At 50.6% G+C, this 12,895-nt stretch carries 6 protein-coding genes; 3 read left to right on the forward strand and 3 right to left on the reverse strand.

The genetic code is table 11. From position 1 onward, the window contains the following. Positions 1 to 137: 137 nt before the first annotated feature. From glnE to Q366_RS05305, 3 genes are all read right to left on the reverse strand, one after another. Complete coding sequence (gene glnE, locus Q366_RS05295; protein ID WP_035237039.1) at positions 138 to 3,032, reverse strand: bifunctional [glutamate--ammonia ligase]-adenylyl-L-tyrosine phosphorylase/[glutamate--ammonia-ligase] adenylyltransferase; 2,895 nt, start codon at positions 3,030 to 3,032, stop codon at positions 138 to 140. 36 nt (positions 3,033 to 3,068) lie between these two features. Further along, positions 3,069 to 4,505 (reverse strand): DNA integrity scanning protein DisA nucleotide-binding domain protein, encoded by a 1,437-nt coding sequence (locus Q366_RS05300; protein WP_035237042.1) that lies wholly within the window; start codon positions 4,503 to 4,505, stop codon positions 3,069 to 3,071. A gap of 201 nt (positions 4,506 to 4,706) precedes the next feature. Then, positions 4,707 to 6,464: a methyl-accepting chemotaxis protein gene (locus Q366_RS05305; RefSeq protein ID WP_051957836.1), complete on the reverse strand. Its 1,758-nt coding sequence runs from the start codon at positions 6,462 to 6,464 to the stop codon at positions 4,707 to 4,709. Between the two features lie 490 nt (positions 6,465 to 6,954). Here Q366_RS05305 and carA point away from each other — a divergent pair, with 490 nt between their 5' ends. Genes carA through purF form a run of 3 tightly spaced genes read left to right on the forward strand, consistent with a single transcriptional unit; the run spans position 6,955 to position 12,814 of the window. Next, a complete protein-coding gene (gene carA / locus Q366_RS05310) occupies positions 6,955 to 8,097 on the forward strand; it encodes a glutamine-hydrolyzing carbamoyl-phosphate synthase small subunit (RefSeq protein WP_035237045.1) in 1,143 nt (380 codons plus the stop codon). Continuing rightward, positions 8,084 to 11,308, forward strand: a complete 3,225-nt coding sequence (gene carB / locus Q366_RS05315; protein WP_035237048.1) for a carbamoyl-phosphate synthase large subunit — start codon at positions 8,084 to 8,086, stop codon at positions 11,306 to 11,308. The genes carA and carB overlap by 14 nt, the downstream gene beginning before the upstream one ends. A gap of 54 nt (positions 11,309 to 11,362) precedes the next feature. Next, the gene (purF, locus tag Q366_RS05320) at positions 11,363 to 12,814 is read left to right on the forward strand and encodes an amidophosphoribosyltransferase (protein WP_051957837.1); all 1,452 of its coding nucleotides are present in this window, start codon (positions 11,363 to 11,365) and stop codon (positions 12,812 to 12,814) included. The last annotated feature ends 81 nt before the right edge of the window (positions 12,815 to 12,895 follow it).

Genomic DNA, 12,895 nt, shown 5'->3' on the forward strand with positions numbered 1-12,895 from the left:
CTTTAAATAAGGATCTTAGAGCGGTTCAAAAAAAAGTATCTGATTGTTGAAAACAGGTTCAAAATATGTCGAGAAGATTAAAACGGCATCTGAACGGATTCCTGGAAAAGGAGTTTGGGGCGAGTGTAGCGAGTCCTTTAAGGCATAAAAGCAGCATCATAAATCTGGGCCACTTTGGCTGCCTGTGCACTGAACTGGTCCTCATCCACTATGGCGGGCCGCTCCTGGAGGGTGAGCCGGTGCATGGCCTTTCGCATGCTCACATAGGCGTTCTGGAGAATACTGCTTTCCTCACCGGTGATCAAAGCATCCACACTCAGGGCCTGGAGCAGACGGATATTATCCGTCCATTCCACAACGTCGGGATAATCACAGGCATGGCGCAGCACAAGATATTGAACAAGGAATTCAATATCCACAATCCCCCCCCTGCCCTGCTTGAGATTAAATAGTCCGGGTTCGTACTTTAACCGTTGAACCCGCATTTTTTCACGCATCTGCCCGACTTCTGTTTTTAATATTGAATCATCGCGCTTCCGGGTCAGGATCTTTTTGCGAATGGTATCAAAGCGGTCGAACAATGCCGGATCACCGGCCACGGGGCGGGCCCGGATCAGGGCCTGGTGTTCAAATGTCCAGGCCCGGTCCTTCAGGTAATCCTCATATGCCTGAATATGGGTGACAATGGTACCTGACGCCCCGCCGGGCCGAAGCCGCATATCTGCGCCGTAAAGGGTACCAGCCGGGGTATGGATGGTCAGGGCATGGATAATGCGCTGGCCCAGATTGGAATAAAAACGGCCGATATCTATGGAACGTTCCGTTCCGCTGGTATATCCGGGTTCCGCATCAAAAATAAAAACCAGATCCAGGTCAGATTTATACCCCATTTCAAGGCCGCCCACCTTACCGTAGGCAATGACAATAAACCCGCATCCTTCTACGCCTTTGCCTTCCATACCCTTGGGATATCCGTATTTTCCGGTTATGATCCGCCAGGATGACGCCACCACCTGATTAAGAATGGTTTGGGCAATCCAGGTCAGATGATCGCTGACCTTCATCAGCGGGAAATTGCCTGATACATCTGCCGCCGCCACCCTGAGCGTATTGATCTGACGAAAAATATTGAGCGCTTCGATCAGGTGTTCCGGATCATCCTCCGGAACCCGGGCCATCAGTCGTTCCATTTCCCGTTCAAGCATATCCCGTTTGGGCGGCGAATACAGTGTAAGCGGATGCATAAGTTCATCTAAAAGAACCGGATGCTGGCTTAAAAACGAAATAATCCATGGGCTTTTACGGGCAAGAACGATCAAGGTGTCAAGGGCGCCTTTATTTTCAATGAGCAAAGACAGGTAACAGGTACGCCGTTCAATGGTCGCCACCAGATCAATGAGTTTGGCCATCACCTCTTCTGCGTCCGGATGCTCACCCACTTTTTTAATCAGACGGGGCACCAGCCGGGCCAGTTTACTGCGCCCGGTATGGGAAAGCTGCCGGGTGTTGGGATGCGCTGCCAGGGTTTTAAGAAGCCGCACCACAGATCCTGTATCCTGGTAACCGAAAATAGAGATATCTTCACCATGAAACTGGGGATCTGTGATACTGTCCCATATCTGTTTCAATTCCTGGTTGCCACTGTCTTTGTCTTCCTCATCGGCTTGTACCAGAAGCCTGGAAAAATGTTTATGCACAACACCCTGGATCCTGGACAGTTCAGCATAAAATGCATCTTCTTCATCATATCCCATGGACAGGGCAAGGATATTTCTTTGAACCGGATCTTCGGGGATGTCGTGGGTCTGCCGGTCCTGGTAAGCCTGGAGCCGATTCTCCACAAGCCGGAGAAAATGATAGGCGTCTTTGAGTTCATCACACACTTTTTTATCTATGCACTTTTTTTCCACCAACATGTCCAGAACCAGCAATATGGGCCTGGCCTGAAGTTCGGGTTCCACCCCGCCTCTGATGAGCTGAAAAAGCTGGCCGAAAAATTCAATTTCCCTGATACCGCCGGCCCCGATTTTAATATTATGCTTCAGTCTGGCACTTTTCACCTGCAGTGTGATGCGCTGTTTCATATCCCTGAAGGAATCAAAGGCGCCGTAATCCAGATATCTGCGGAAAATAAAGGGTTTCAGGGCTTGAAGGATTGTGTGGCCCGCTGCAATATCCCCTGCCACCGGACTTGCCTTGATCATGGCATAGCGTTCCCATTCCCGGCCCTGGGACTGGTAATAATGTTCAAAAGCATCCGCATCCATGACCAGGGGCCCGCTATCCCCGAACGGACGCAGGCGGGTATCCACCCGGTAAAAATGGGTGCCGTTATCCATTGAAAACAGCTTGATGAATTCCCGGCACAGTTTTGTGAAAAATTCATCATTGGATATGGATCTGTCTCCATCGGTCTGACCTGTTTTGGGGAATACAAAAATAAGATCAATATCCGAAGAAAAATTCAACTCGCCGGCCCCAAGTTTACCCATGCCCAACACCACAATGTTCTGGGCATGGCCATTGCTGTCTTTCGGGGTTCCCCATTTTTGGGTCAACACGGGATACAATTGTTCAAAACCCAAGGAGATGCAGGCACAGGCAAGACCGGACAGATCTGCCATGGTTTCGGATAACGGTGCCGCACCTGTAAGATCCCGCCAGGCAATGCGGATGATTTCGTACACCTTGAATTCAAGCATCCGGGATTTAAGCCCTGCCCTGTCCTGACTCTCCCCGATAAAAGCAGCAAGCTTTTTTTTGATGGCACCCGGGGCATAGGATGTGTCAAGATCGCCGCTTGCACCAAACCGTTCAAGTATCAAGGGGTTTGCTGTAATGTGTTCAGCCGTAAAGGGGCTGAACAGCATCATTCTGGTAAAATCCAGGGCAGTGACAGGCAATTGGCTGATATCCTGTATATCCCCGGCGGAAAAATAATCTTGAAGGCGCCGCTGCAAGGCCTGGCAAAGGGTTTGGGGAAGCGCGGGAAAAACACGGGATATTAACTGTTCTGTTGCTTCTTGGGTCATGGCATGGCTTTCATATTATAATTCATGGTTTGGGTATTATTTACTGGCAACAACCCATTTTTCCAAGGGGACGGGGATACTGCATATGCGAGAGGTTTCCAGTTTCCATTTGGTTTCTTGTACCGCACCTCCCATCATGACCGAGACCGGGGCGTCAGAGGAAACGACTATCACAATAACATTTTCGTGTTCTGCCGTGAACCGCAAAGCTGAATTGAACCTGGCACCCCTGGCCCTGTTTTCACCAGGCACATTCCTGCCTTGCAAAAGGCAGGCAAATCCATGCAGCTTTATATCAGCCCCTATGTGCAGGGCCCCGTCCACCTTGGACAGGGATCTGGCCAGATCATAATTATCCTGATTTTTCAGGTCCATGGGGTGCAGTAATGAATGGCCCATGATAAAAACCGGGGACTCATTCAGGTCAATCACAATGCTGCATCCATGCCGGTGGCTGGCAGCACTGTGAACGATCCCGGCAACTATTTTAAATAAAGCAGTTGCGTTTTCAGTATCCATATCAGCGTCCATTAATGCCTCTTCCACCTGGACCAGCTTTGCCTTATGCGTGGTGGATTTGAAGTGGCCGTCGGAGAAAGAGCACACCGGCTTGTCATTGACTGCAAGAAAACCGTACCGGCCTTTAAAATCCACTGAGATGGAAAAATCAGGATGATCTTCCCTGGTAATGCCAATGATCTTATTTTCAGTGACAACCAGTTTCAAATCTGAATTTTCAACCGACTGAAGCAGTTTTCTGATATGCTTGACATTGTCCAGGACTGGCTGTTCTGCCCCGGGAAGCTCTAAAATAAAATTCATTTTAGGGATGGATTCTTTTTCCACAAAAATAAGCTTACCTTTAGGCCATTCCCCTTCTTCCGGGGTTCTTGAAATTTTAAGCACTGCCTCTAGAACAGGGTAAACCCTGATTCTGGTATCCCAGCCGATCAGGACATTCATTTCATCCACAATAAAATCTCTGACCGCATGGGTGGCGTATTCCTTGAGAAAACAGCCGGAAATACCTGTGTATAATTCTTCTTCATTGGCCATGTCATGGGAGAACCTGTAAACAGCATGTTCCAGCCACCGCTCGGTCGGACCTATGGTACACATGTCCGGGTGGTGGTCGGTAAACCACATCTGATAAACAATAGAGCTTGATCTGCCGCCATAGGATATCAGCCCGGCCAGCCCAAGGTTTTTTTCGGGAATCAGATTGCTGAATTTCTTTTTGTCATATTTGACTGAACTCTTATTTCGCCAGTGATCTGAATCAATGTATAATTCTTTGAATTTAGGCTCGTGCCCGGCCAGAAGGTTCTGGGGATCAAAGATGCACATGGGATCGTCGGGTGTGATGGCATAAATGACTGCTGCCCTGCTGGGTCCGGAAAAATGGGTCAGACCTTCCCTCAGTCCCTCTAGGGTCTCCGTGATGCACCTGCGGATAAAGCCATGGTTTGCCAAACAGGAATTCTCCCTTAAATCATTCACCGAACTGAAGTTCGAATGGGGCCACAGACAACCACCTGTCAAGCCCCAAAATCCCCATAGGATAGAAGCTGTTTTACCAAGGCTTCGTCAGCCGTGAGTATCGGCCTTTCCTTTTATGGAGAGGACGGTATTTTTTGTCAAGCAAAAAGGCTCGGATTCCAGTTCCATGGGAGATCACCGACGGGATTGGCCGGGAACGGACAGATGCATTGTGATGCGCTCCCCGCTGTCCCCTGTGACCATGCACATCAATTCGCCCACAAAATCCCGGAGTTGTTCCGCCTGGGCGTTCAACTCTTCGCAAGCGGCTGCAGACTCCTCGGCATTGGCAGCATTCTGCTGGACCACCGTATCCATCTTCCCCACGGCCTGGTTCACCTGGGCAATGCCCGCGGCCTGTTCCCGGGAGGCCTGGGAAATTTCGGTGATGAGATCGGCGACCTTGTTCACACTGTCCGCCACTTTATTAAAGGACTGATTGGTGCCAAAGACAAGTTCAGCCCCCTCGTTCACGCGGCTGATGGTGGACTCGATCAGTGTGGCCGTATTCCTGGCTGCCTCCGACGCCCGGATGGCCAGGCTCCTTACCTCGTCAGCCACCACGGCAAATCCTGCGCCCACCTCTCCGGCCCGGGCTGCCTCAACTGCGGCATTCAGGGCCAGAAGATTGGTCTGGAAGGCAATTTCATCAATGGTTTTGACAATTTTAGAAGTTTCCTCGCTGGCCGAGGTGACCTCCGCCATGGACCGGGTAAGCCGGGCCATGGCCGTGACCGCCTCGGAAACCACCTGGCTGACTTTTTTCATTAAAAGATCCGCACGTCCTGCATGTCCGGCCGTGGTTCCCGTCATCGCCGACATCTCTTCCATGGATGAGGAGGTCTCTTCAATGGCGGCGGCCTGCTGGATGGCCCCGTCTGCCTGGGTCTGGCTGGCCGAAGAAATCTCACCGGCGGCCAACGCCACCTGGTTAGCCCCTTCGTCCATACCGCTGATTACCTGGTTGATGGGGGTGACAATGGAGCGGGTGACCATGAGGATAAAAAAAGAGATTAAAAAAATTCCCACGCAGGCCACCATGAGGTTGAGATTGCGAAGGGCAATAACCGGGGCAAAAAGCTCATCCCGGTTGGCGGTGGACGCGATGACCCAGCCGGTTTTCTTCTCCCGGACAAAGGCCACGATTTTGTCTATATCCAGGTAGGTGTATTCAATGATACCCGATTCCCGGGCCAGAATTTGGCGGCCAAAGTCAAACCGACTAAGGTTCAAGGCCAGGATATTGGCCTTGTTGGGGTGAGCCAGAACAATCCCTTTTCTGTCAGTGGCGTAGACATATCCGGTTTTTCCCACCCGCTCGGGATCAATGAATTTTTTGGAAAATTCTTCAAGCCTGATCACCCCGAGCAACACTCCGGGATTGCCGTCCCCAAGGCTCACCGGGGCGGAAATCACAAACACGGGCCGGCCCGAGTCTTTGCTTTTCACCACCTCCGAAATGGCGGTGTCCCCAATAATCGATGCCTTGAAATAGGCCCTGTCCGACACATCCACCCTGCCGATGAGTTTGGGCACGGACGAGGCTATGATCTTTCCGTCCGGGCCGGCCAGGGAGATGCCCTCGTAAAGGGTTGAGGAATCCATGATTTCGCCCAATCGTAAATTGGCAGGGGTCACCTTGTCTTCTGCCCCCGGTGTCACCCTTTTGAACAGCCCCTCCATGGCAAAGTTCACAAGGTCCCTTTCCCGCTCCGAAATCCAGTTGGTCACCTGCTTGGCCACCGAAGCCGACACATAGGTCACCTGTTCCCGGATGATATTGTCCAGGGCCGCACTGGATTTCACATAGGAAATCACGGAGATCACGGCAAAGCTGATAATGGTTGCAGCCATCGTGGGGATTAAAATCTTTTGTTTCAAACTCAGTTTCATTGAATTTCCTCATTCTGGTTTTTAAAGGTATAGCGGCTGTGAATACCTCATAACAAAAAGATCACATTGTTCTTAAAATTTGGGTACAAGACTCTCACCGTCACGGAAACCACAACGAGGAGGCCTGGTACGTACTGGCTATAATGAAAAAAGGAATACGTTTTGGTAATTGAATTACTATATGGGGAAAACCCTGTTTTGTCAAAAAAACCCCCCAAAACTTCTGAAATACAGACCCTGTGGCTATCAAGGTTTTATAAGAAACTAGAGACAAGATACAGGAAACAAGAGGGTGAAGCGCCTGGGGCGCCTATTTTAGCCCCGCATGGGTGTCGTCTTTGGTTTCATTTGACCATAAAAACCGGCTATATTTGTTTTGTATGAACCCCAGGGCTTGAAAATCAAAGCTTTTTCATGATATTTAAACAGGTTCTAAATAAATTGCGGAACGCTTTTTACCATAATATTTAAGGGACAGGTACTAATCCATATGAAAGCATTGTTAGCCCTGGAAGATGGAAGAACATTTTCCTGCAGAAGTTTTACAGGGCCGGGCGAAGCCCAGGGAGAGGTGGTGTTCAACACCAGCATGACCGGTTACCAGGAAATTTTGACCGACCCGTCCTATTACGGGCAGATGGTCACCATGACCTATCCGCTCATAGGCAACTACGGGGTATGTCCGGAAGATGTTGAATCAGACCGTATTCATGTGGCAGGTTTTATTGTCAAGGAATACCAGGAGTTTCCAAGCAATTTCAGATCAAAGGGAACCCTTGCGGACTATCTGATAAAATCCCATGTCCTGGGCATTGAAGACCTTGATACAAGGGCGCTTACCCGGCATATCCGAAAATCCGGGGCCATGAGAGCCATGATCTCCACCACGGACCTGGACCCTGAATCCCTTGTGGCCCGGGCAAAATTGATCCCCTCAATGGAAGGATCGGATCTGGTGGGATATGTCACAACCAAAAAACCCTATTTCTGGAAATATAACAAACCGGATTATGTGGATGCCAAAAACCTTGAAGCCCCTTTTATATGGCGCCACAAAGGCAAAAAACATTCTGTGGTGGCCCTGGATTTCGGCATAAAATACAATATTATCCGCTGCCTTGAAGGCGCCGGGTGCGAGGTGCTGGTGGTTCCGGCAAAAACCGATGCCCAAATCATAAAACGCTTGAACCCGGACGGCATTTTCCTGTCCAACGGTCCCGGCGATCCCGAGCCCTTGACCTATGCCGTGGAAACCATACGCGAACTTCTCGATAATTTTCCAATCTTTGGGATATGCCTTGGAATGCAGCTTTTGGGGCTTGCCATGGGCGGTAAAACCATGAAGATTAAATTCGGCCACAGGGGCGGCAATCAGCCGGTGAAGAATATGGATACCGGCAAAGTGGAGATCACCTCCCAGAACCACGGGTTTGCCGTGGATCTGAATACCCTTGACAAAAACAAGTGCCACCTGACCCACATCAACCTGAACGAAGACTCCCTGGAAGGGCTTAAAAACGATACGATCCGGGCGTTTGCAGTCCAGTACCACCCCGAAGCCTCCCCGGGCCCCCATGATGCGGCCTATCTTTTTAACCAGTTTGCAAAAGTGATGGAAAATGCCAAAGCGTAACGACATCCACAAGATTCTGATCATAGGTGCCGGCCCGATCATCATCAGCCAGGCCTGCGAGTTTGACTATTCCGGCACCCAGGCCTGCAAGGCCCTGAAGGAAGAAGGGTTTGAGGTTGTCCTGATCAACTCCAATCCGGCCACCATCATGACCGACCCTGAAACCGCAGACCGGGTCTATATTGAGCCGGTAACGGCTGAAACCCTGTGCAAGGTGATCGAAATTGAGCGTCCCGATGCGGTGCTGCCCACCCTTGGGGGCCAGACCGCCCTGAACACCACCATTGATGCAGCCAAAACAGGGATATTTGAAAAATACAATATCGAACTGATCGGTGCCTCCATTGACGCCATCAACAAGGCCGAAGACCGGGAACTGTTCCGGGATGCCATGAATAAGATCGGTTTGAGAATTCCCAAATCCGGGTTTGCCGTCAATATGACTGAAGTGGAAGAAGTGGCCCGGCGCATCGGATTTCCCATTATTGTCCGGCCCAGCTTTACCCTGGGCGGCACCGGCGGCGGCGTGGCATATAATATGGAAGAGCTTGCAAATCTTGCCAAGGCCGGCCTTGACGCCTCCCTGATCACCCAGGTGATGCTTGAGGAATCTGTTCTGGGATGGAAGGAGTTTGAACTGGAGGTGATGCGGGACCACGCGGACAATGTGGTAATCATCTGCTCTATTGAAAATGTTGACGCCATGGGGGTTCACACGGGTGATTCCATTACCGTGGCCCCGGCCCAGACCCTGTCCGACAAGGAGTACCAGGCCCTGCGCGATGCCTCCATTGCCATTATCAGAGAAATCGGCGTGGATACGGGGGGTTCCAATGTCCAGTTTGCCGTGAACCCGGACAACGGGGATATTATCGTGGTTGAGATGAACCCCCGGGTTTCCAGGTCTTCTGCCCTTGCCTCCAAGGCCACAGGCTTTCCCATTGCCAAAATTGCAGCCAAGCTTGCGGTGGGGTATACCCTGGATGAGATCCCCAATGATATCACCGGCGAAACCATGGCCTGTTTTGAGCCGTCCATTGATTATTGTGTGGTGAAAATTCCGCGCTGGACCTTTGAAAAATTTCCCGAAGCTGACGATGTACTCACCACGGCCATGAAATCCGTGGGGGAAACCATGGCCATCGGCAGAACATTTAAAGAAGCACTTCAGAAGGGTCTGCGCTCCCTTGAAATCGGCCGGGCCGGTTTTGGTGGCGACGGAAAAGATCCTGCCCCCGGATCTGTTGCGGGTACGGATCTGGAATACAAATTATCCACCCCCAATTCCCAGCGCCTTTTTTACATCAAATACGCCATTGAACACGGCATGCCCATCACCATGATCCATGAGCTGACCGACATTGATCCCTGGTTTCTGTACCAGATGAAGCAGATTGTGGACCTTGAAAAGCAGCTGAAACTGGCCGGCATGAACCTGCCAAGGGATCTTTTTGAAAAGGCCAAAAAATACGGGTTCTCCGACATGCAGCTGGCCTATCTGTCCGGGGGACTGACAGACAAGCAGATCGAACAGAAACGAAAAGACTTGGGCATTGTTCCGGTATATAAGCTGGTGGATACCTGTGCCGCAGAATTCAGGGCTGTTACCCCTTACTATTACTCCACCTATGAAAGCGAATGCGAGGCCCGGGTGGCGGACAGAAAAAAGGTGATTATCCTGGGCGGCGGTCCCAACCGCATCGGCCAGGGCATTGAATTTGACTACTGCTGTGTTCACGCTTCCTTTGCCCTAAGGGAAGAAGGGGTGGAATCCATCATGGTCAACTCCAACCCGGAAACGGTCTCCACTGACTACGACACATCTGACAAGCTCTACTTTGAACCTTTGACCAGAGAAGATGTGCTCCACATCGTGGAAAAGGAAAACCCCTTTGGGGTGATTGTCCAGTTTGGCGGCCAGACCCCTTTGAACCTTGCCACGGATCTTCAAAAAGCAGGGGTTCCCATCATCGGCACAAGCCCGGAAAGCATTGACCGGGCCGAGGACCGGGATCTGTTTGCAGCCATGCTTAAAAAACTGAACCTGCGCCAGCCGGATAACGGCATTGCATATTCTTATAAAGAAGCTGTGGCTGTGGCCAGGGACATCGGATACCCGGTCATGGTCCGCCCCTCTTTTGTCCTAGGCGGCCGGGCCATGAAAATCGTCTATGATGAAAAAGACCTGGAAGAATATTTCAACCTGGCAGTCCTGGCCTCACCGGACAAGCCCGTGCTCATTGACAAGTTCCTGGAAGAAGCGTTTGAGTTGGATGTGGACGCCATTTCCGACGGTGAGGATACCATCATCGGCGGCATGATGGAGCATATTGAAGAGGCCGGCATTCATTCCGGCGATTCCGCCTGTGTACTGCCGCCCTATTCCATTGAAGCCCACCATATCAAAGAGATGTCGGATGCGGCAAAAGCCATTGCCAGAGAACTTAATGTCAAAGGTCTGATGAACATCCAGTTCGGGATTATGAATGACACGGTGTACATCATTGAGGTCAATCCCAGGGCATCCCGGACCATCCCCTTTGTTTCCAAGGCAATCGGTATGCCTCTGGCAAAGCTGGCCACCAAGGTCATGCTGGGCAAAACCTTAAAGGAACTTGGGGTGACAAAGGAAATCATCCCGCCCTATTATTGTGTCAAGGAAGCGGTGATGCCATTTGACCGCTTTGAAAAAGTGGATCCTGTTCTTGGGCCTGAGATGAAATCCACGGGCGAAGTCATGGGCATTGACAAGGATCTTGGCGCGGCTGTGGCCAAATCCCAGTTTGCTGCAGGACAAAAACTGCCCAGGGAAGGCTCTGTATTTATCTCTGTCCAGGATAAAGATAAAAATGCGGCACTGCCTGTGGCCCAACGTTTCCATGACATGGGATTCACCATTATGGCCACCCGGGGAACTGTCACATTTCTGGAAGAAAACAAAATTCCATCCACATTTGTGAAAAAAGTATCGGCAGGCAGGCCCCATGTGGTGGATGCCGTGAAAAACGGTGAAATCCAGCTTATTCTAAATACAGGTGCCTCCAGCCAGACCCAGAGAGACGGATATGCAATCCGCAGGGCCGCCATTAAATATAAAATACCCTATGCCACCACCACGGACGGGGCCCGGGCCATCAGTCTGGCTATCCAGGCCATGAAAAAGGAAAACCTGACGGTTAAACCTCTTCAGGATTATCACAAAGAAAACTAAATAATGTTCAAACGCAAATTTTTGTTCATACAATAAATATTGGAAAAACCAGAAATGAATACCATCCAATCCAACTGCTCCGGCCCGGTGTTTGCGCCCAGCGAGCGGCCTAAAGATGAATGTGGGGTTTTTGGCCTGTACAAACACCCGGAAGCGGCAAAAATTACCTATTTCGGACTTTATGCACTTCAGCACAGGGGCCAGGAAAGCGCGGGCATCTCCGTGAACAGGGGGATCAACGACAAAATTTTCTCCCATAAAGGCATGGGACTTGTACCGGAAATTTTTGACATTGAAGACCTTGAACGTATTGAAGGCGGGTCTGCCATCGGCCATGTCCGGTACTCCACCACCGGTGACTCGGTATTGGCCAATGCCCAGCCTTTTGTGGTCAACCACCGGCACCGCTCCTATGCCCTGGCCCACAACGGCAATCTGGTCAATGCCCACACCATCAGAGAAGAGCTCGAGGAACAGGGCTCCATCTTCCAGACCACCATGGATTCGGAAGTATTTTTGCATCTGTTCATTAAAAACCTGATAAATGGCGATTATGAATCCGCGATATTAAGGGCAGCCTCAAAGGTCGAAGGGGCTTATTCCATGATACTGCTCACCTGCAAAGGAGAGATTATCGGCCTGAAAGACCCCAACGGGTTCAGGCCCCTGGCTCTTGGAAAACTGAACGGGCACTATGTATTGGCGTCTGAAACCTGTGCCTTTGATCTGATCCAGGCCGAATTTATCCGGGAACTGGACCCCGGTGAAATCGTCATTATCAATGAAGACGGTATCAGAAGTATCAAACATCCTAATGCGGCTGCCAAAAAATCTTTGTGCATATTTGAATATATCTATTTTGCCCGCCCTGACTCCACAATTGACGGCACAAATGTCTATGAGATGAGAAAGGCCCATGGAAGGCGCCTGGCCCAGGAATCCCATGTGGATGCAGACCTGGTCATGCCGTTTCCCGATTCCGGCAACTATGCGGCCATCGGCTATGCCGCAGAATCGGGTATCCCTTTTGAAATGGGCATGATACGCAACCATTATGTGGGCAGAAGCTTTATCCAGCCCACCCAGTCCATGCGGGATTTTGCCGTGCGGGTAAAACTGAATCCGGTGCGGGAACTGATAAAAGGTAAAGATATTATCATTGTTGAAGATTCCATTATCCGGGGCACCACAGCCAAAACCCGTGTCAAAGCCCTCAAGGAGCTGGGAGCCGGAAAAATACACATGCGGGTCTCCTGTCCGCCCCATAAGTTCCCCTGTTACTACGGCATTGATTTTTCATCCAAGGGAGAGTTGATTGCGGCCCAAAAACCCCTGGATGAACTGACCGAGTACCTTGGACTGGATTCCCTGCATTACCTGTCCATTGAGGGCATGCTGGAAGCATCCGGGGTAAATGACCCCGAAGCCAATTTTTGCAAAGCCTGTTTTGACGGGAGCTATCCCGTGCCCTTTGATCCCAATTTTACCAAACAGTGTATGGGATAACAGGTGTCAAGAAACTGGAAACAAGAAGACGAAGCGCCGTTGGCGCCCATTTTATAACCCATTAGCTAGAATATCTAATAA

The sequence above is a fragment of the Desulfobacter vibrioformis DSM 8776 genome, from assembly GCF_000745975.1.
GTDB classification, from domain to species: Bacteria; Desulfobacterota; Desulfobacteria; order Desulfobacterales; family Desulfobacteraceae; genus Desulfobacter; species Desulfobacter vibrioformis.